Source organism: Pantoea sp. X-Soil-TKNS-1211 (genome assembly GCF_059730495.1).
This window is the reverse complement of the sequence record NZ_AP035953.1, coordinates 45157-64148: the sequence shown is the minus strand read 5'-3', so window position 1 is coordinate 64148 and position 18992 is coordinate 45157. Positions and strand designations below refer to the sequence as shown.

Here is an 18992-nt window from a genome sequence, read left to right as displayed (position 1 = left end):
TACCAATGCTGTCAAATATGATCAAGCCATAGAGCCGCCGATTTCTTTATGTTAGCTTGATCAAAAAATGATCAGTGGAAGCCCATCATGTCGCTGAAAGCCATCGCCTCCGTCCTCGGACTTTCCGTCACTACCGTGAGTCGTGCACTGAATGGCTATGATGATGTGGCTGAAGTCACACGTAAACGTATCGAAGAAGAAGCAAGCCGACGCGGCTATCGCCCCAACGCCGCAGCCCGTCGCCTGAAAACCGGCCGCGCCAACACCGTCGGGTTGGTGTTTCCTGACAGTTCCCTGCCCCTGAGCGACAGCCATTTTATTGAAATGCTGCAAATGCTCGACCAGCGCCTCGCCCGCGATGAAATCGACCTGCTGATGCTGGCCGATAAACCGCAGGACCAGCAACGCACATTACGTATGCTGCGCAGCGGTGCCATTGATGCGTTGATTGTTACCCATGCCATGCCACAGGATATTCGCCTGCAACGCCTGCAACAAAAAGGATTTCGCTTTCTGTCACTGGGCCGCAGCCAGCTGGCGCAACCTTACGCCTGGTTTGATTACGATAATCACGCTGGGGTAAAACTGGCGACCGACCACTGCCTGGCAACCGGGCTGACTCAACTGGCATGGCTTGGCAGCAATGAACCCAGCAGCTTTGTACGCGATCGCCGTCGCGGTTTTCTCGATGCCATCACCCAACATCAACCGCTGCCGGTCCCGCTAATGGCTACCGTACCGCCCTCACGCCGCGCGGGTTATCAGCAAACCCTGGCCTGGCTGGCAGAGGGGCATCTGCCACAGGCGATCATCACCGATTGCAGCCCGTTGGGTGAAGGGACCGCCATTGCGCTGCAACAGGCCGGACGGCTCAGCGGCCCACAGGCGATCACGTTGTTTGTCCACGACGGGCTGCCGCGTGATTCCATCATCGACCACCCGGTCAACGCCATCCTGCAATGCTCGCAACAGCATGTGGGCGAAAAACTCGCGGAGATGGTGCTGCAACTGCTGGACGGTACGCCGCTCAATCAGCTGCAAACCCTCTGGCAACCGCGTCTGCACCTCACTTCTGACTAGCGGATTCTTGCAGAGCGGCGTTCCTGTGGTAGTCTTCGCCTGTTTCTTTTGAACCAGGTGTATGCAATGAAGACCAGGCCGCCCCGCGCGACTATCAGCGATGTTGCCCGCACGGCAAAAACCGGTAAAACCAGCGTTTCCCGTTATCTGAATGGCGAACAAAATCTACTGTCGCCCGATCTCAAAGCCCGTATCGAACGCGCGATAGCCGAACTCGACTATCGCCCGAGCCAGATGGCTCGCGGGCTGAAACGCGGTCGCACCCGCCTGATTGGCCTGATCATTGCCGACATCACCAATCCCTACTCCGTTGATGTGCTGAGTGGTATCGAAGCCGCCTGCCGCGCCCATGGCTTCACCCTGCTGATGTGTAACACCAACAACGAAGTGGACCTGGAGCAACATTACCTGCAATTGCTCAGCAGCTATCAGGTAGAAGGCATTGTGGTGAACGCTGTCGGCATGCACGAAGACATCCTCAAACGCCTGCAACAGTCGATGCTGCCGATGGTGCTGATTGACCGCAAAATTCCTGATTTCGCCTGTGATGTGGTGGGCCTGAATAACCCGGAAGCGGCGCAACTGGCAACAAAACATCTGCTGGATAATGGCTACGAGGCGCTGCTGTTCCTCAGCGAGCCGCTCGGCAGCGTCAATACCCGCCGCGAGCGCCTGGCATCGTTCTACTGCACCGCAGAAACTCAACCTGCGGTGCAGGCGGAAAACGCCGAGGTGGCGCTGCATCAACCCGCGCAGATGGATGCCACCCTGCGCGATTTCCGCCAACGCCATAGCGGAAAACGCTGTGCGGTGATGGCGGCTAATGGCGCGCTCACGCTGCAAGTGGCGCGTGCGCTGCAACGTCTTAACCTGAGCTGGGGCGAATCCATCGGCCTGCTTGGCTTCGATGAACTGGAGTGGGCAGCGCTGGCGGGCGTCGGCATCACTACCCTCAAACAACCTACCTGGCAAATCGGTTATGCCGCGCTGGAAAAAGTCATTGCGCGTATTGAAGGCGATGACCATCCGATCTCTGAACAGGTCTTTTCCGGCGAGCTGATCGTGCGTGGCTCCAGCCAGCGGCTGAACTGATTGACCCGTAGCGGCGCGATTTATCGCGCAATTTTGTACCGGCCCAGGTAAAAACCCGCGCGATAAATCGCGCCGCTACGGATCACACCTTCTCGCAGACCCATGGCTCACTTCGTGAGCAGGATCATACTTCCGACGTCTGCACCTTTCCTTTGGAACCGGTTCCATTTAACGTTTTTATCACGTTTGGGAGGCCGTGGGTGCCCGGAGAGATGAGATGAAACCAGAAATCATTGTTGTGACCGCTGCTTACGGCAGCAGCAAAGTGGCAGAACTTGGTGGTCAGTCGGCGCTGCTGCCGTTGATTAAACAGGCGGGAGCGGATGGCGTGGAAATTCGCCGCGAGCTTTTTAGCGCTGACGATTTTCAACAGCTTCCCGCACTAGGCGAAGCCCTGGCCCATCAGGGATTGAGCGCCTGCTATTCGGTGCCGGAAACTTTGTATCTGGCCGATGGCGCACTAAACCCCCATCTGGCGCAGTTTCTACACGAAGCACAACAGCTTGGCGCGCAGCGACTGAAGCTATCGCTTGGCCACTTTATCGATCTGCATACCCATACCTTAGCCGCCGTGCTGGCCGCGTCCCCGATCAATCTGGTGGTGGAGAACGACCAAACCGCCGACTGCAAACTGGCCCCGATGCAGCGCTTTTTCCATCAGGCACGCGATGCCGCACTGCCACTGGAGATGACGTTTGATATGGCTAACTGGCGTTGGACCGGTGAAGACGCGATGGAGGCGGCAGACCTGTTGAGTCACTACGTTGGCTACGTCCACGTCAAAACAGCGGTGCCGCATCGTGACAGCTTCCGCGCCATCGCGCTGGATGATAGCCCGGAAGACTGGCGCGCCCTGCTACAGGCACTGCCCGCTGATGCACCGCGCGGCATTGAGTTCCCGCTGGAAGGCGAGGACCTGCTGGCGGTAACCCGCCATTACGTTGACCTGCTGCGCGCCCGGTAAGGAGTTGCTGATGACTACCCAACTTGATGTCGTCACCATTGGCGAAGCGATGGCGATGTTTATCGCCCAGCAGACCGGCGATCTGGCTGCGGCGGAAGGCTTTATCAAGCGCATTGCCGGGGCCGAACTGAACGTGGCAATTGGTCTGGCGCGCCTCGGCTTACAGGTGGGCTGGGTCAGCCGCGTGGGTGACGACAGCTTTGGCCGTTTTACCCTGCAACAGCTGGCAAAAGAGGGAGTGGATCACCGCTGCGTCACCATCGATGCCCGCTATCGCACCGGTTTTCAGCTCAAATCACGTGTCGATGATGGTTCCGATCCCGAAGTCGAGTATTTCCGCAGCGGTTCCGCCGCCAGCCATCTGTCACCGGATGATTTCAACGCCGATTACTTTGGCAACGCACACCACCTGCACCTGAGTGGCGTCGCGGCCGCGATTTCCGACAGTTCGCTCGCGCTAAGTAAACATGCCGCCAAAGAGATGCGTGCACGCGGCAAAACCATTTCGTTCGATCCTAACCTGCGCCCGGTGCTGTGGCGCAGCGAAGAGGAGATGCGCAAGCAACTCAACCTGTTGGCGGAATACGCCGACTGGGTGCTGCCGGGCGAGAAAGAGGGACTGATTTTGACCGGCTACCGCCAACCGGAATCCATCGCCGATTTCTACCTCGATAAAGGCGTCAGAGCGGTGGTGATCAAAACTGGCAGCGACGGCGCCTGGTTCAAAACTGCCGAGGGCGACAAAGGTCTGGTGGCCCCGATTCGCGTCGATAACGTGGTCGATACCGTGGGTGCGGGTGACGGTTTTGCCGTCGGCCTGATCAGCGCCCTGCTGGCAGGAAAAACGCTGCCGCAGGCGATTCTGCGCGGCAACAAAATTGGTTCGCTGGCCATCCAGGTGGCAGGCGACAGCGAAGGACTGCCAACCCGCGCCACGCTTGGCGACTACTGATCCGTAGCGGCGCGATTTATCGCGCGGTTTTTCAGAAGAGGATAACCATATGAAAACGCAGACAATCGCACCAAAACGTTGGTGGTTTATCATGCCCATCGTGTTTATCACCTACAGTCTGGCGTATCTGGACCGGGCGAACTTTAGCTTCGCCTCCGCCGCAGGGATTAACGACGACCTGGGCATCACCAAGGGCATGTCATCGCTGCTCGGCGCCCTGTTCTTTCTCGGCTACTTCTTCTTCCAGATCCCTGGCGCGGTGTATGCCGAACGCCGTAGCGTGAAGAAACTGATTTTTTGCTGTCTGGTGCTGTGGGGACTGTGTGCCTCGCTAACCGGTGTGGTTAGCAATATCCCGATGCTGGCCGCCATTCGTTTTGTGCTCGGCGTGGTGGAAGCGGCAGTGATGCCCGCGATGCTGATCTACATCAGCAACTGGTTCACCAAATCGGAACGCTCGCGCGCCAACACTTTTCTGATCCTCGGTAACCCGGTGACGGTGCTGTGGATGTCGGTGGTGTCCGGCTATCTGATTGATTCCTTTGGCTGGCGTGAGATGTTTATCATTGAGGGGATTCCGGCGGTGATTTGGGCCGTTGCCTGGTGGTTTTTGGTGCAGGACAAACCGTCCCAGGTGAAATGGATGAGCGATGCCGAGAAAGCGGCGTTGCAGGCGCAATTGCAGAAAGAACAACAAGGGATCAAAGCGGTGCGTAACTACGGCGAAGCCTTCCGTAACCGCAACGTGGTGCTGCTGTGCCTGCAATATTTTGCCTGGAGCATCGGCGTCTATGGTTTTGTGCTGTGGCTGCCTTCCATCCTGCGTAACGGCACGCAGATGGGGATGGTGGAAGCAGGCTGGCTGTCCGCCGTGCCGTATCTGGTCGCCACCATTGCAATGATCGTCGTCTCCTGGGCATCGGATAAGATGCAGAACCGCAAACTGTTTGTCTGGCCGCTGCTGCTGATTGGCGCGTTGGCGTTCCTCGGTTCGTACCTGGTGGGCTCCAGCAATTTCTGGCTGTCTTATGCACTGCTGGTAATTGCCGGTGGCGCGATGTACGCCCCTTACGGGCCGTTCTTCGCCATCATCCCGGAAATGCTGCCGCGTAACGTGGCAGGCGGCGCGATGGCGCTGATTAATAGCATGGGCGCACTTGGTTCCTTCGTCGGATCATGGATAGTAGGCTATCTTAATGGCGCAACCGGCAGCCCGTCGGCGTCTTACATTTTTATGGGCGCAGCTTTGCTGGCATCGGTGTGGCTGACGTTAATCGTCAAACCCGCCGAAAATAAAACGCCGCCGCTGCACGGGGCAAAACACGCCTGAAAGCGTAAGCGAAAATGACTTTTCCGGGCGACGTTGTCGCCCGTCACTCGTTCTACAGGGAGCAAAAGATGAAACCTGCTGTGATTCTTTACAAGAGCCTGCCGGATGACCTGCGTGCCAAACTGGACGCGCATTTCACCGTGACCGAAGTCAGCGATATTTCGCCAGAAAGCGTCAAACAGCACGCGGCTCAGTTTCAACAGGCGCAGGGTCTGCTGGGTTCCGGCGGTAAAGTGAATGGCGATTTGCTGGCACAAATGCCAGCGCTGCGCGCCTGCTCTACCGTCTCGGTTGGCTATGATAATTTTGATGTCGCGGCACTCAGCCAGCGTGGCGTGGTGCTGATGCATACACCAACGGTGCTGACCGAAACCGTGGCTGATACCCTGATGGCGCTGGTACTGAGCAGCGCGCGGCGTGTCACCGAGTTGGATGCCTGGGTGAAGGCGGGTCAATGGCAGAAAAGCATCGGCCCGGAACATTACGGGGTGGATGTCCACCACAAAACTCTCGGCATTCTCGGTATGGGCCGCATCGGCATGGCCGTAGCGCAACGCGCGCATTTCGGCTTTGGTATGAACATTCTCTACAACGCACGTCGTCAGCATAGCGAAGCGGAAACCCGTTTCGGCGCACGCGCCTGCGATGTTGAGACCTTGCTGAAAGAGAGTGATTTTGTCTGCGTTATCCTGCCACTGACCGAGCAGACCCACCATATGATCGGCGCAGCGCAGTTAAAACTGATGAAGCCAAGCGCGATTTTGATCAACGTCGGCCGTGGCCCGGTGGTCGACGAACAGGCACTGATCAGTGCGTTGCAGGACGGCACCATTCATGCCGCCGGTCTGGATGTGTTCGAGCAGGAACCGGTCCCTGCCGATTCCGCGCTGCTGAAGTTGCCGAATGTAGTGACGCTGCCGCATATCGGTTCCGCCACCCATGAAACCCGCTATGGCATGATGAGCGATGCGGTGGACAACCTGATCGCGGCATTAACCGGCAAAATCGAGAAGAATTGTGTCAATCCTGAGGTTGTGAAATAAGGCTTTGCACCTTTTCCCCGCCTGACCATTGCGCCTGCCTGTTGCGGGCGCTATGGTTGTCCCCAATCAGTCATCACAAAGTTTTAACCTGCTATGTCCTTTTCACAGTTCGGCGACAAATTTACGCAACATTCCGGTATCTCACGTCTGATGGAAGATATGGGTGAAGGGTTGCGTACCCCCGGCACCATCATGCTCGGCGGCGGTAATCCGGCGCAAATCCCGGAAATGAATGACTACTTCCACCAGCTTTTGCAGCAGATGCATCAGGAAGGCAAACTGAGCGAAGCGCTGTGCAACTATGACGGCCCGCGCGGCAAAGCGTTGCTGCTTGATGCGCTGGCGAACATGTTGCGCGAGGAGTTTGGTTGGCCGTTAACCGCGCAGAACATCGCGCTGACCAACGGCAGCCAGAGCGCGTTTTTCTACCTGTTTAACCTGTTCGCCGGACACCGCGCTGACGGCAGCAAAAAGCGCGTGCTGTTCCCGCTGGCCCCGGAATACCTTGGTTACGCCGATGCCGGGCTGGAGGAAGGGCTGTTTGTTTCTGCCAAACCAAATATCGAATTGCTGCCGGAAGGCCAGTTCAAATACCACGTCGATTTCGACCATCTGCCGTTGAATGACGATATCGGCCTGATTTGTGTGTCGCGCCCGACTAACCCTACCGGTAACGTCATCACTGACGACGAGCTGTTGCAGCTGGATGCGCTGGCACAGCAACACGAAGTCCCATTGTTAATCGATAACGCCTACGGTGTGCCCTTCCCCGGCATTATCTTTAGCGAAGCGCGTCCACTGTGGAATCCCAACATTATCCTGTGCATGAGCTTGTCGAAACTCGGCCTGCCGGGAGCGCGCTGCGGCATTATCGTCGCCGATGAGAACACCATCAGCGCCATTGGCAACATGAACGGCATCATCAGCCTGGCGCCAGGCAGCATCGGCCCGGCGATGGCTAACGAGATGATTGTGCGTGGTGATTTACTGCGCCTGTCAGAACAGGTGATCAAACCGTTTTATCAGCACAAGGTCAGCGAGACCATCACCATCCTGCGTCGCTATTTGCCGGAAGATCGCTGCCTGATTCACAAACCGGAAGGCGCGATTTTCCTCTGGCTGTGGTTCCGCGATCTGCCCATCAGCACTGAAGCGTTGTACCAGCGGCTGAAGGCGCGCGGCGTGCTGATGGTGCCGGGTCACTTCTTCTTCCCTGGACTGGAACAGGAGTGGCCGCATACCCATCAATGTATGCGCATGAACTATGTACCGGACGCGGAAACGATTGAACGTGCGGTGCAAATTCTGGCGGAAGAGATCGAAGACGCCTGGCGCGCCTAATCCTGCTTCGCTTCCACTAACGACAGCTGGCACCACTGTGCCAGCTGTCGAATCGCCTGCTCCACTTCCTCATTCCAGCCAAACCCGGCGTTCAGTCGGAAGCAATGATCATAGCGGTGATCGGTGGCAAAAATATGCCCCGGTGCAATGCCAATCCCGGCGTTACGCGCCTTGAGAAACAGTGCACGCACGTTCAGCGCCTGCATCGGCATCTCCACCCACAGCACGTAGCCACCTTCGGGATCAGACACCCGTGTGCCCGCCGGGAAATAGCGCAGCACCGCCTGGCGCATATGGTGAATCTGATTCGCCAGTTCGCGTCGCAGTTTACGCAGATGGGCATCGTAGCCACCATTGCGCAGCAACTCGGCAATCGCCGCCTGCGACAGCACCGAGGTACCCATGGTTGAGGTGTATTTCAGCGAGGCGATTTTGCGCATGTAATTGACGCTGTGTACCCAGCCAATGCGGATGCCGGGTGCCACGGTTTTCGAGAAGCCGCTGCACAGAATCACGTTCGGGCTGAAGGCGCGCATCGGGAACGGACGACGTTCGCCAAAGGCGGTATCGCCAAAGATATCATCCTCAATAATCACCACATCGTTTTCGTCAGCCTGACGCGCGATGTAAGCCTTTTGTTCATTGGGAATACTTTTACCGAGCGGATTATTGATGTTGTTGAGGCTGAGATACGCCTGTACCACTTTGCGCTGGAACAACCGGGTCAGTTTTTCCACGTTGACGTACCCTTCCGCGCCCGCTTCCACTTCAATCACCCGCAAATTGAGGTTATGCAGCATCTGCAACAGCACGAAATAACAGGGTGACTCCACCGCCACGATATCACCGGGGCGCGTGGTAGCACGTAGCGACAGCGAGATGGCCTCAATGCAGCCGTTGGTGATCAGGATGTCATCAGCGTTGATATTGCAGCCATAATCCACTGCGCGGCGGGCAATTTCCGCCTTCAGCGGCGCGTAGCCGGTGCCCTTGACGGTATTACCGAGCAGTGCCGGTTTGCTGTAGCCCATCTGGCGCATCAGCAGACCAATTTTCTTTACCGGATACAGCGAGATATCACCGTTTGCCAGGTCCAGCCTGACCCGACAATCCGAGCCGACCATCGCCAGATGCAGTTCGGTCTGCTCATCCAGCGGGGCGATTTCACGCGGCTGCTCGTGACTGACCATGGGCAGTTTTTTGTCCACCTTGCGCGGTGCCACAAAAAAGCCGGACTTAGGACGCGCCACCGCATAGTGTTCATCCTCAAGCGTGCGTAATGTTTTTAGCGCGGTGGTCATGCTGACGTTGTATTGCGTAGCCAGCGTGCGCACTGAGGGTAAACGGCTGTCTGGCGGCAACGATCCGCTGTGAATCGCCTGTTTGATCTGTTCTGCTATCTGACGGTAACGACTACTCTGACTCTCCTGTTCTTCCGTCTCACCCGCCATCTGTTCCACCCCATATCGTGCTGATCTGTGCGTATCCATCAGATTACATTCAAAGTAGTTTAGGCTGCATCTGTTAAATCAATAACTCTGCGTATCGGTGGCTGGCACACAGCCGCGCAGCATAAGACTGAGACATTCATTCCCAAGCACCTTCGTGGCCCGTTACCCGCAATATTGCCGTGTTGATGGCAATAGCGATTTTATTAGCCAAAGGAAAAAGTGAAAAATGAATAATCTGTCCACCATGATGAGAGAAATTGAAGGATATCTATCCCCCGCCATTCTCGCATCTGCCCAGGCTTGTTCCCGCCGTTTGCTCGCTGCACTTCCCGATACGCATCATCCCGAAAACAACCGCGTGCTACTCGCCTACGGCGGCGGCAAAGACAGCAGCTATATGGTGGCGTATGTCCGCTATATTCAGGGGCTGATCTGGCAACAACGTGGCAGCACCTTTCAGCTCCGCATCAGCACCAACCGCCATGCCGCAATGAATGACAGCGTGATGGAGAACATCGATCGCGTCTATCGCGCGCTGCATATCCACCATGATGACTTTACCGAATGTCTGGTGACCGACGGATTACAGATTCGTCCTTTTTCACGTCATTTGCCGATGCCGGACGCGGTACGCCAGCAGAATCGCAGCGATGTGCTGATGAACGGCCACCGCTTCCGCGCCGATGCACGCTCCACCTTTTGCAACGCTTGCAACCTCAGCATGGTGAACTCCTTTGGCCTCGCGGCGCACTACGATGGCGGGGTGGATATGATTATCACCGGCGATTCACCGCAAGAACAAACCGCTTACCTCGCCTGGGCGCGGCATCTCTCCCGGCTATTTGATGCGCCGGTGGCGGATAAATCACGCGGCTTCAGCGGATTTCTGCAAACCCTGGATGGCGTGGCGCAACGCTACTTCAGTGATGTTTACGGTGCCGATCAGGTCACTCCCGCGCACCGTATCACCTGGCAGCTGGCGCGCGATCCGCTGTTCTTCAATATCTACCAGGACACCGCCTATGAAGCGGGCGCGCACTGGACGCTGCTCACCGAGTTTATGCAGTTCCGCTTCGATGAACTGATGTTCAGCTTCTCTGAATCAGACTGCGGCAACCCGACGTTGATGGCACATATTCGCGGCCTGCGCGCAGAAACGCTGTTGCAGCGGAGCTATGCCGAAGGCGTGCGCGAATATGCACGCTTTGCGCTGGGGTTGATGCAGCAAAAGGATTTCCCCCCGCAGTTGATCAACGAAATGGCGGCCCGTTATCAGGACGACGCGGCAATTGCGCAGGCGCGCCAGCGGGCGGCGCAGTTTGCCGAGCAGGCATTTGGTCTCGATGAAACCCAACTGGTATGCATGATCTATTCGCCGTTTATCGCCAGTGGCCGACAGCTGAAAACCTGGCTGCAACAGCTGCCGCACGCACCGGAAGAACAGGCGGTGCGCGCCTTGCTGGCAGGCATCAGCAACGATCTGCTGCTGGCACAACAGCTGGAGCAACTCTCCGGCCTGACTATCGCACAGATGCGTCATTGCTGGCGTAGCCCCCAGGTGAGTTCCTTGCTGGATAACCAACAGCAGGATGCCCTGTCACGCGTGCTGCGCTTCGACCCGCACAAAGCGGTGATCCAGGTAAACAATGGTGTCCTGCAGGACATCGTCACAGAAGTGATTTCCGGGCGCTAACCCGGTAAGGCTAAGCGATGAGAAAGATTTTCCTGCAGATTGGTGCCACCCGTGACGGACAAAATCCGTACTGCGCGGTGGCGCAGCGCGAGGGCTATTTCACCGTCCTGGCGGAGATGGGTGACTTTGTCGATTACCAGTCACTCAACATGACTCTGCCATTCGACTTAATTGTGCGGCTGGATCGACCGGAAAACCCCTGGGATGTGTTGCAGGCGTGCCTGCATGCCGGGCTGCTGGAACATCCACAAGTGGTACTGGCCGGTTTTGAAGCCTATAACGCCAGTGCCGGGAGAGTGCGCGAGATGCTGGCTGGCCCGGATGCCGGTCCCTGCTTTATCCCGCCGGACAAATACGCACAACGTATGGCGCTGCGCAAGGCATGGCCGCGTTTCCCGCAACCGGAATTTCGCTTTTTTGCCTCTCCGCTCAGCATCCGGGATGCACGCGACGCGTTGCTCTATCCTTGCGTGATCAAGCCGGTCGATGGCGGCGGCGGTCTTGGTATCTGGCTGGTCGACGAGGCCAGTCAACTGGATGCTGTGATCAACAAGTTGATCGACACCATGAATTACGGCGGCCGCGGCTTCTCAGGGTTTATCGTCGAAAGCTGGCTGTGCGGCGACGAATATTCGTTGCAGGGCGTGGTGGATAACGGTCACGCGGTGGCCCTGACCTGTTGTCAGAAAGTGATTGAGCATCACAGCGATGTTGAAGGCAGCATCAGCTTTTATGAGTCCGGCCATGTGGCAATGGCCGCACAGCAACTGCCCGCCTCCTTTGCCAGCCTAATGAGTTTCTGTTGTGAAACCTTTGGCTACCGCCAGGGTGCCTTTCATATCGATTTCATCATGGTCAATGGCGAACCGCATTTTCTCGAAATGGGTTTCCGCCTGTCAGGTATGGGGGTGGTGAACCTGGTCGAAGAAGTAACCGGCATCAACTGGGCTGAGGTGGCGTTTCAGATCGAAGCAGGACGCGGTATGCCTGAGCTGCATTTCAGTCAACAGACACCGGCGGTGGGCCGTCTGCGTCTGCGCAAGCCGCTGCAATATCACCAGGCGGAAAGCTGGATCGCGCAGCAGCAGCGTGGTCAGCTGTTGCCGCCACTTAATCTGCCTGCGCTGGAGGTCTCGCCGCGTTCTTCGCTGTATGCCGATTTGACCCGCCATGCAGGCATCCTCGCCACCCTCCGTCTGGCGGGAAACAGCCGCGACGACATTCTGGCGACCTTCCATCAGATTCTTGACGTTCCGTCTTTTGCCACGCGGGGGGATTTACTATGTGCAGAATGATTCTGGCGCACGGTCAGTTTGATGCCGTCGCAGTGCTGGAGGCGGCACGCGCCATGAGCTGTGGAGAAACCGCAACCCATGACGGCCCGATCAAACAGCATCCAAACGGCTGGGGCGTGTTATGGCTGGAACAAGGGAAGATCCGCACGCTGCATGGCACCGGCATGTTTGCCGATGCGCTACCGGGTATTGATGTCGATCGCCTGCGCGGTCGTTTTCTCGCGGTGCATGTGCGCCATGCCACATTGAGCAAAAACCACGGGATCGAATTTTCGCATCCGCTATGGCGTACCAGTGGTCAGACGCAGTGGTACATGATGCACAACGGCTTTCTGCCGACAGTTTACCAGCAGCTCGGTATGGCTGAGTCGCGCTTTGACTCAGCGGAATACCTTGAATATATCGTTGAGCAGGCCACGCCTGCCGATTTTACCCGGGATTATCTGCACAACAAGATGGCGCAGGTGGCACCAGGCGGCAGTGCAGCCAACGCGATTTTTGTTACCCGAGAGAAAGCCTGGGCGTGGCAATGGCATCCTGATGACACCCCTTATCCCGATTATTTCACCCTGCACCACTGTCAGCATAACAACAGCACCTTTATCTCTTCTGAACCCATTGCAGCACTGGGCACGGCGTCAGACTGGCGTCGTATGAGCAACCATGAACTTCATGAAATTCCTTTGTCGGAGTGAACAGCATGGCCATTTTCAATCAGATACGCGTTATTAGCCCCAAAATGTTTGTGGAAAGTACCTGGCTGGATGACATTGTGACTGCGCGTGTGCCGCTGTTGGTGCTACGTAATTTTCTGACCCCGGAAGTGCGTGAATCGGTGGTGGAGGACCTGCAACTGTGTCGCGAGAAGGTGCGGGTGTCGCACTATCCCAATGGTGCGTTGACCACCCTTGGCCCCTATCTGGCAAAGCACACCGCTGCGCCAGAAAACTATTTCACCGAATTACGCGATATTCAGCCCGCCTTGCCACCGTCGCTGCCCTGCCTGCGCGACCAGGTTTACAACTGGGTGAAACACGCCTTGCGGCTGGATAGCCTGAAAACCGCTACCGATCCCCGGCACGGCGACTACGCGGGTTCGATTGTGCGTTTCCATGCCAACGGTGTCGCCAATCCCTTGCATAACGACAACATTGTGCGCGATGCGGCAGGCAGCGGCCTGGCGGTCACCGATATTTTGCATCAGTTGAGCTGCGTGGTGTGCCTGCAAGAATGTAACGCCGGTGGCGAGCTGCGCATCTTCAATAAGCAATGGCAGCCGGTGGACGAGCGTTTCAAAACACCCGGCGAACTGGGTTACCAAAGCGGCGTCATTGAGCACTGCGAAATCTGCGAATTCTCACCGCGCAGCGGTGATATCTATCTGTTTAACCCTGCTTTTTATCATGAAATTGATCGGGTGGAAGGCGATACGCGCATCACTATGGGCTTCTTCTTTGGTCTGACCGACAAAAAGATGAAGCACGCGATTGCCTGGAGTTAACCCGTGGCCCGTCATACGAGGAGATAAAGATGACAACCTATGAAAAATTGATCGCCCAGTTGGAGCAGCATCAGGCGAATTTCCGTGTGGTTGAGCATGAGGCAATCGGTCAGACCGATGTCATTAGCGAGATCCGCGGCAACGCGTTGAATCAGGCGGCGAAAGCGATGGTGCTGGAAGTGACCATGCCGGAGGGGTCGGAGTCCCGTTACCTGCTGGCGATTGTGCCTGGTGATTGCAAGATTAACTTTAAAAGCGCGGCGCGTGCCATTGGCGGCAAGAAATCGAGCTTCGCCGCGCCAGAGAAAGCCCAGGATCTGACGCAATGCGTGATGGGCGCTGTACCGCCGTTTAGTTTTGATGACCGGTTGGCGTTGCGTGTTGATACACGTCTGAAAGATGTCGGCACCCTGTGGTTTAACGCCGGTGAACTGGAACGTTCGGTAGCACTGGATGTGGATGATTATTTTCGTGTAGTGGGCGATGAATGCTGTGCAGAAATCGCCACCCCCGTGATGGCGACCGTCTGATCGCGGCAAAAGGAAGCGTTATGTCAGTCAAAGATCTCTTATTAGCCCTGTGTGTCGTACTCGCCTGGGGCGTCAATTTTGTGGTGATTAAGCTGGGGCTGCATGGCATGCCCCCCTTTTTACTGGCGGGACTGCGTTTTACCCTGGTGGCATTCCCGGCGATCGTCTTCGTTAAACGGCCTGGCATCCCGCTGCACTGGCTGGTGGTGTATGGCATGACCATCAGCTTTGGTCAGTTTGCCTTTCTGTTTCTCGCTATCAAACTCGGCATGCCCGCCGGGCTGGCGTCGCTGGTGGTGCAGGCGCAGGCGTTTTTCACCTTGCTGCTCGGCGCGCTGTTGCTGGCGGAAAAGCTGCGCTGGAACCATATCGCCGGGATTGTGGTCGCCACACTCGGGATGTTTATGCTCGCCACCGCAGGTATGGAGGGGCAAACCACCGCAGGCATTACGTTGACCACCATGATGCTGACGCTGGCTGCGGCGTTGTCGTGGGGGTTAGGCAATATCACCAACAAGATTATTTTGCGTAACCGTAAGGTTCCGGTGATGTCGCTGGTGGTGTGGAGCGCGCTGGTGCCGATGGTGCCGTTCTTCGCCTGCTCATGGTGGTTTGAGGGACAAGAGGTGATCGTCAGCAGCCTGCTGAACATTTCCCTGCAAACCATATTGGCGCTGATTTACCTCGCGTTTGTCGCCACCATTGTTGGCTATGCCATCTGGGGCAATCTGCTCAGCCGCTACGAAACCTGGCGTATCGCGCCATTATCGTTACTGGTGCCGGTAGTCGGGATACTTAGCGCGGCACTGATTTTGGGGGAAACCCTGTCGATGCAGCAAATGTTAGGCGCATCGGTGATAATTCTTGGCCTGCTGATTAATGTATTTGGCGGGATGGTGAGTCAGCGATTTCTGGTGAGGACGTAATTACTCCATCCGTAGCGGCGCGATTTATCGCGTTCATTAAAAATCGCGCCGCTACCCATATATGAAAAAGCCGCATTACTGCGGCTTTTTCTCGTCGTTATTTCAGAATTTCAATCCGACGCGGTTTCGCCTCTTCAGGGACGATGCGTTCCAGATCGATGCTTAACAAACCATTTTCCAGACGCGCATCGCGCACCACGATATGGTCAGCCAGCTGGAATTTACGCTCAAAGTTACGCTCGGCGATGCCCTGGTACAGGTATTTGCGCTCCTGTTGTTCTTCGGGATGTGCGCCGCGCACCACCAGCATGTTGTCGTGAGACGTGATATCTAACTCGCTCTGGGCAAAGCCCGCAACGGCAATGGTGATACGGTAGTGGTTTTCATCCACCAGCTCGACGTTATACGGAGGATAGCCACCATTGGCCTGGTTCTGATTTGATTCCAGCAGATTGAACAGACGATCGAAACCAATTGCAGAACGATAAAGCGGAGAGAGATCAAAATTACGCATATTAGGACTCCTGAAAATCAGCAAGTTTTGGCAACCTTCCACTATGGACAGGTTGTTCAGCCCGCTGCGATTCCTGTCGGCAAAAGCAGCGTGACCGTTCCTTAAAAGTGGGCGCTTTTTTGCCGCTTTCAAGGTTTCACAAGGAATTTCTTGCAGCAATTTTGATGAAATAGCATACACTCAGGTCATTATTCGCCTGGACAGAAAGACATCAACTCAGAGTGATGCTTAATCAGGTGACACACTCCAGCCAGGGCCATGCCATGACTGAAGGGATGAAGAAGATGATGAAAATGATGAAACGCTTTTTGCTGCCTGGTCTGTTGATCTGTGGCGCAGGTATGACCTCCGGTTGCTCCAGTCTTATGTCTCACACTGGCGCGAGCCAGGGCTATTATCCCGGCACCCGCGCCAGCGCGGAGATGCTGACGGATGACCAAACCAGTTGGGCGATGAAACCGCTGGTCGCTATCGATTTACCTTTCTCAGCAGTGATGGACACCCTCCTGCTGCCGTGGGACTACTTCCGCCACGACGATGACAAGTCAATCGACTCGCCGCGCGAACGCGTACGGCAAAGTGAGAAACTGGCCGGTACGCAGGCCAGCCTGGCAACCGCCGCGTCTATGCCTGTGGAGTCGCACTGACGCAGAACAGCTGCCGCCAGCCGTTGATGTCTCGCATATAGGCGATCTTTTCTCCATCCGGCGACCAGACCACGGCATCACCGGATGGCGGCTGGTCACTGCGCTGTGTCAACCGGGTACATTTACCGCTCACCAATTCACAACGCATCACGCTATTGTCACACACAAAGCTGATGGCGTTACCGGAAGGCTGCCAACTAAAAGCTGACTGAATACTGCTGGCGAGCTGCGTCACCTGACGTGGTGCGCCACCATTAGGTGATACCGTCCAGAGCTGCACCACCGCGTTTTTGTCCGCCATTAAAAAAGCGATGGCGCTGCCATCCGGTGCAGCACGCAACCAATGGCGTGGCTGGAGCGCCAGCCCCTGCGTATGGGTAACACGTCGTTGTTGCACCCCAAGCGGCGGCGCTGGCAATTTGTCGGGTGTCCCCTGTAAAGGGTTGGAGCCTGACTTCGCGTAATCCGCCAGCGCAGTCGGTAGATCCACCACAAACACTTCTGGTACTTTTTCGCCACTGGCCGAGCGAGTATCACCGATAAACGCGATGGCCCAGCGCTGCCAACTGCCGTCCGGCTTCTGATAACCGCGATCGCCAATCCAGCACTCCTCATAGGCACGATCGATTTGGTCACTACCCGGCTGGGGATCACGCTGTGTCTGACTGACCAGCACACAATAATGACTTCCCTCATACTCACGCGGATGCTGCTTTGGCGGGCATACCGGGTGCAACGGCACGGCGACACCGACGTTACGCAGGTCTTCCCCCACCTCCTTTTCATGCATCACATGATCGTTGTAGGTAAAACTCAGGCGCGAACCGTCCGGGCTGAACACGTGGACATGCGAACCGCCGCGCAGCGCACCGGGCGTAAAGGGGGCGGTGATATCGCAGGCATCCAGGTTTTCCGCAATGCCCTGCTGCACAATCACACCACGCCGATGATGAAAATCGTAATGCCAGTGCGCATCGGGATGCTCCGGGCCATGGATACAGACATAACGAGGCGGCAGATCCGGGCTGACAGTGACCACACCAACATGCGCGCCGTCGCGTGCCTGGTACAGCACCTCAACTGCGCCGCTTGCCACATTGACGCGTTCAATGGTCAGACTGGTAAAAGAAGCGCCGGAAGGCCGGACATCAAACGCCAGCCATTGGCTGTCGGCAGTCCAGACATTGATATTGGTCAGCTGATGATGACGTTCTGCAAAGGTGAGTTGTTTTTCTGACATGGGGCAACCTTACATCCAACAGTTGCCAGACAAACTACGCGATTCTGCCCTGCCGGGCCAGCATGGCGGCAGGGCCAGAAAGGATTATCCCACGCGCTTCACATCACCCACCAGCAGGATATAAGACAGGGCACCGATCAATGCCACCACCGAGATATAGATCAATGCTGGGGCAAAACCGTAATCCTGTGCCAGATAGCCCACCACCAGCGGGACGCTGATACCACCGAGGCCACCGATAAAGTTAAACATACCGCCGGTCAGGCCAATCAGGCGTACCGGGGCCAGTGACGACACTAACGACCAGGTGATTGACGCGAAGCCGTTACCAAAGAAGGCCAGCGCCATCAGCACCATAATCCACAGCGGATCGTTAGTGTAATTCGCCCCCATGATGCAGGTGGAGATCAGCAGGCCGCAGATGATCGGGGTTTTACGCGCGAAGCCCAGCGAGCGGCCGTTTCGTACCAGGCGGTCGGCCACTATGCCGGACAGAATCACCCCAACAAAAGCGGCGAGGAACGGTACCGTAGTCATAAACCCGGCGGTCAACGCACCAATGTGTTTTTCCTGCGTCAGATAATTCGGGAACCAGGTGAGGAAGAACCACAGGGTTGAGGTAACGGCGAACTGCCCCAGATAGACGCCACATAATTTACGATGGAACACCAGTTTCCAGTCTGCGGCGGTGACTTTGCTACGCGCTTTCTTGGTCGTGGTGGCATCACCATCCACCATAGCGCCGCCTTCCCGAATATATTCCAGTTCGGCCTGATTGATGCCTTTGCTCTGGCTCGGTGCCTGATAAACCTTAATCCACACCAGTGACCACACCAGGCCAATCGCGCCGGTAATGATAAACACCCAGTGCCAGCTCAACAGTTCCTGAATCCAGATCAGCAGCGGCGTCAGAAATGCCAGACCAACAAATTGTCCGGAGGTATAAAACCCCACCGCGGAGGCACGCTCCTGCTCCGGGAACCAACTGGTTACCAGGCGGTTGTTGGTGGGAAACGCCGGGGCTTCGAACACGCCAGTAATGGCGCGCAGGCCAATCAGCGATAATAAGCCGCTGGCAAAGCCCTGAAATAGCGTTGCCAGAGACCAGCCGAAAATAGCGATAAAATAGGTTAAGCGTGAACCAACACGATCGAGAAACCAACCGCCGGGAATCTGACACAGCGTATATAACCAGGCAAAGGCAGAAAAGACATAACCCATTTCCGCTTTGCTGATGCCAAATTCTTGCTGAATATGGGCAGATGCGACGGCTAAATTAGCGCGATCGACATAACAAATCACCACCGTAATAAATATCATCAACAAAGTAATATAACGACGACGCGTTGGTTTGGCTTGAACAGCAGAGAGATCCATAATGTTTCTCCGTACA

General features: G+C 56.4%; 18 protein-coding genes. 14 read left to right on the top strand and 4 right to left on the bottom strand.

Going from position 1 to position 18992, the window contains the following annotated elements:
• Positions 1–87 precede the first annotated feature (87 nt).
• The 7 genes from AC6I8W_RS00310 (at position 88) to AC6I8W_RS00280 (ending at position 7802) form a co-directional block, all read left to right on the top strand.
• Positions 88–1080: a LacI family DNA-binding transcriptional regulator gene (locus AC6I8W_RS00310; protein WP_497836511.1), complete on the top strand. Its 993-nt coding sequence runs from the start codon at positions 88–90 to the stop codon at positions 1078–1080.
• A 66-nt stretch (positions 1081–1146) separates the two neighbouring features.
• A complete protein-coding gene (locus AC6I8W_RS00305) occupies positions 1147–2172 on the top strand; it encodes a LacI family DNA-binding transcriptional regulator (protein WP_497836510.1) in 1026 nt (341 codons plus the stop codon).
• Between the two features lie 217 nt (positions 2173–2389).
• Positions 2390–3136 carry a sugar phosphate isomerase/epimerase family protein gene (locus AC6I8W_RS00300; protein WP_497836509.1) on the top strand — a complete coding sequence of 249 codons (747 nt, stop codon included), beginning with the start codon at positions 2390–2392 and terminating at the stop codon, positions 3134–3136.
• 10 nt (positions 3137–3146) lie between these two features.
• Positions 3147–4088 (top strand): sugar kinase, encoded by a 942-nt coding sequence (locus AC6I8W_RS00295; protein WP_497836508.1) that lies wholly within the window; start codon positions 3147–3149, stop codon positions 4086–4088.
• 49 nt (positions 4089–4137) lie between these two features.
• A complete protein-coding gene (locus AC6I8W_RS00290) occupies positions 4138–5418 on the top strand; it encodes an MFS transporter (protein ID WP_497836507.1) in 1281 nt (426 codons plus the stop codon).
• A 68-nt stretch (positions 5419–5486) separates the two neighbouring features.
• Complete coding sequence (gene ghrB / locus AC6I8W_RS00285; protein WP_497836506.1) at positions 5487–6461, top strand: glyoxylate/hydroxypyruvate reductase GhrB; 975 nt, start codon at positions 5487–5489, stop codon at positions 6459–6461.
• A gap of 93 nt (positions 6462–6554) precedes the next feature.
• The gene (locus AC6I8W_RS00280; protein WP_497836505.1) at positions 6555–7802 is read left to right on the top strand and encodes a valine--pyruvate transaminase; all 1248 of its coding nucleotides are present in this window, start codon (positions 6555–6557) and stop codon (positions 7800–7802) included.
• Here AC6I8W_RS00280 and AC6I8W_RS00275 read toward each other — a convergent pair.
• On the bottom strand, positions 7799–9253 hold the full coding sequence (locus tag AC6I8W_RS00275; protein ID WP_497838244.1) for an aminotransferase-like domain-containing protein: 1455 nt from the start codon (positions 9251–9253) through the stop codon (positions 7799–7801). The genes AC6I8W_RS00280 and AC6I8W_RS00275 overlap by 4 nt on opposite strands.
• A gap of 226 nt (positions 9254–9479) precedes the next feature.
• Here AC6I8W_RS00275 and AC6I8W_RS00270 point away from each other — a divergent pair, with 226 nt between their 5' ends.
• The 6 genes from AC6I8W_RS00270 to AC6I8W_RS00245 are packed head-to-tail and all read left to right on the top strand — an operon-like array spanning position 9480 to position 15198.
• Positions 9480–10946, top strand: a complete 1467-nt coding sequence (locus AC6I8W_RS00270; protein ID WP_497836504.1) for a hypothetical protein — start codon at positions 9480–9482, stop codon at positions 10944–10946.
• Between the two features lie 17 nt (positions 10947–10963).
• Positions 10964–12241: an ATP-grasp domain-containing protein gene (locus AC6I8W_RS00265; protein WP_497836503.1), complete on the top strand. Its 1278-nt coding sequence runs from the start codon at positions 10964–10966 to the stop codon at positions 12239–12241.
• Positions 12229–12936: a class II glutamine amidotransferase gene (locus AC6I8W_RS00260; RefSeq protein WP_497836502.1), complete on the top strand. Its 708-nt coding sequence runs from the start codon at positions 12229–12231 to the stop codon at positions 12934–12936. Before AC6I8W_RS00265 ends, AC6I8W_RS00260 begins: the two co-directional genes overlap by 13 nt.
• A gap of 5 nt (positions 12937–12941) precedes the next feature.
• Positions 12942–13742 carry a 2OG-Fe(II)-dependent halogenase WelO5 family protein gene (locus AC6I8W_RS00255; RefSeq protein WP_497836501.1) on the top strand — a complete coding sequence of 267 codons (801 nt, stop codon included), beginning with the start codon at positions 12942–12944 and terminating at the stop codon, positions 13740–13742.
• Between the two features lie 29 nt (positions 13743–13771).
• Positions 13772–14272 carry a YbaK/EbsC family protein gene (locus AC6I8W_RS00250; RefSeq protein ID WP_497836500.1) on the top strand — a complete coding sequence of 167 codons (501 nt, stop codon included), beginning with the start codon at positions 13772–13774 and terminating at the stop codon, positions 14270–14272.
• 20 nt (positions 14273–14292) lie between these two features.
• Positions 14293–15198 (top strand): EamA family transporter, encoded by a 906-nt coding sequence (locus AC6I8W_RS00245; RefSeq protein WP_497836499.1) that lies wholly within the window; start codon positions 14293–14295, stop codon positions 15196–15198.
• A 97-nt stretch (positions 15199–15295) separates the two neighbouring features.
• On the opposite strand, the gene ibpA is transcribed toward AC6I8W_RS00245, so the two are convergent.
• Positions 15296–15712, bottom strand: a complete 417-nt coding sequence (gene ibpA / locus AC6I8W_RS00240; protein ID WP_013507211.1) for a small heat shock chaperone IbpA — start codon at positions 15710–15712, stop codon at positions 15296–15298.
• 287 nt (positions 15713–15999) lie between these two features.
• On the opposite strand from ibpA, the gene AC6I8W_RS00235 reads away from it, so the two are divergent.
• Positions 16000–16359 (top strand): YceK/YidQ family lipoprotein, encoded by a 360-nt coding sequence (locus AC6I8W_RS00235; protein ID WP_480371695.1) that lies wholly within the window; start codon positions 16000–16002, stop codon positions 16357–16359.
• On the opposite strand, the gene AC6I8W_RS00230 is transcribed toward AC6I8W_RS00235, so the two are convergent.
• Together AC6I8W_RS00230 and AC6I8W_RS00225 are read right to left on the bottom strand one after the other, a co-directional pair.
• Positions 16337–17599 (bottom strand): YidR family protein, encoded by a 1263-nt coding sequence (locus AC6I8W_RS00230; protein ID WP_497836498.1) that lies wholly within the window; start codon positions 17597–17599, stop codon positions 16337–16339. The two genes, AC6I8W_RS00235 and AC6I8W_RS00230, sit on opposite strands and share 23 nt — an antisense overlap.
• Positions 17600–17683: 84 nt before the next feature.
• Complete coding sequence (locus AC6I8W_RS00225; RefSeq protein ID WP_497836497.1) at positions 17684–18976, bottom strand: MFS transporter; 1293 nt, start codon at positions 18974–18976, stop codon at positions 17684–17686.
• Between the last annotated feature and the right edge of the window lie 16 nt (positions 18977–18992).

Excerpts from the sequence above, each read along its gene's own strand:
- AC6I8W_RS00310 (WP_497836511.1), top strand. The coding sequence starts at position 88 with ATGTCGCTGAAAGCCATCGCCTCCGTCCTCGGACTTTCCGTCACTACC.
- AC6I8W_RS00305 (WP_497836510.1), top strand. The coding sequence starts at position 1,147 with ATGAAGACCAGGCCGCCCCGCGCGACTATCAGCGATGTTGCCCGCACG.
- AC6I8W_RS00300 (WP_497836509.1), top strand. The coding sequence starts at position 2,390 with ATGAAACCAGAAATCATTGTTGTGACCGCTGCTTACGGCAGCAGCAAA.
- AC6I8W_RS00295 (WP_497836508.1), top strand. The coding sequence starts at position 3,147 with ATGACTACCCAACTTGATGTCGTCACCATTGGCGAAGCGATGGCGATG.
- AC6I8W_RS00290 (WP_497836507.1), top strand. The coding sequence starts at position 4,138 with ATGAAAACGCAGACAATCGCACCAAAACGTTGGTGGTTTATCATGCCC.
- ghrB (WP_497836506.1), top strand. The coding sequence starts at position 5,487 with ATGAAACCTGCTGTGATTCTTTACAAGAGCCTGCCGGATGACCTGCGT.
- AC6I8W_RS00280 (WP_497836505.1), top strand. The coding sequence starts at position 6,555 with ATGTCCTTTTCACAGTTCGGCGACAAATTTACGCAACATTCCGGTATC.
- AC6I8W_RS00275 (WP_497838244.1), bottom strand. The coding sequence starts at position 9,253 with ATGGCGGGTGAGACGGAAGAACAGGAGAGTCAGAGTAGTCGTTACCGT.
- AC6I8W_RS00270 (WP_497836504.1), top strand. The coding sequence starts at position 9,480 with ATGAATAATCTGTCCACCATGATGAGAGAAATTGAAGGATATCTATCC.
- AC6I8W_RS00265 (WP_497836503.1), top strand. The coding sequence starts at position 10,964 with ATGAGAAAGATTTTCCTGCAGATTGGTGCCACCCGTGACGGACAAAAT.
- AC6I8W_RS00260 (WP_497836502.1), top strand. The coding sequence starts at position 12,229 with ATGTGCAGAATGATTCTGGCGCACGGTCAGTTTGATGCCGTCGCAGTG.
- AC6I8W_RS00255 (WP_497836501.1), top strand. The coding sequence starts at position 12,942 with ATGGCCATTTTCAATCAGATACGCGTTATTAGCCCCAAAATGTTTGTG.
- AC6I8W_RS00250 (WP_497836500.1), top strand. The coding sequence starts at position 13,772 with ATGACAACCTATGAAAAATTGATCGCCCAGTTGGAGCAGCATCAGGCG.
- AC6I8W_RS00245 (WP_497836499.1), top strand. The coding sequence starts at position 14,293 with ATGTCAGTCAAAGATCTCTTATTAGCCCTGTGTGTCGTACTCGCCTGG.
- ibpA (WP_013507211.1), bottom strand. The coding sequence starts at position 15,712 with ATGCGTAATTTTGATCTCTCTCCGCTTTATCGTTCTGCAATTGGTTTC.
- AC6I8W_RS00235 (WP_480371695.1), top strand. The coding sequence starts at position 16,000 with ATGAAAATGATGAAACGCTTTTTGCTGCCTGGTCTGTTGATCTGTGGC.
- AC6I8W_RS00230 (WP_497836498.1), bottom strand. The coding sequence starts at position 17,599 with ATGTCAGAAAAACAACTCACCTTTGCAGAACGTCATCATCAGCTGACC.
- AC6I8W_RS00225 (WP_497836497.1), bottom strand. The coding sequence starts at position 18,976 with ATGGATCTCTCTGCTGTTCAAGCCAAACCAACGCGTCGTCGTTATATT.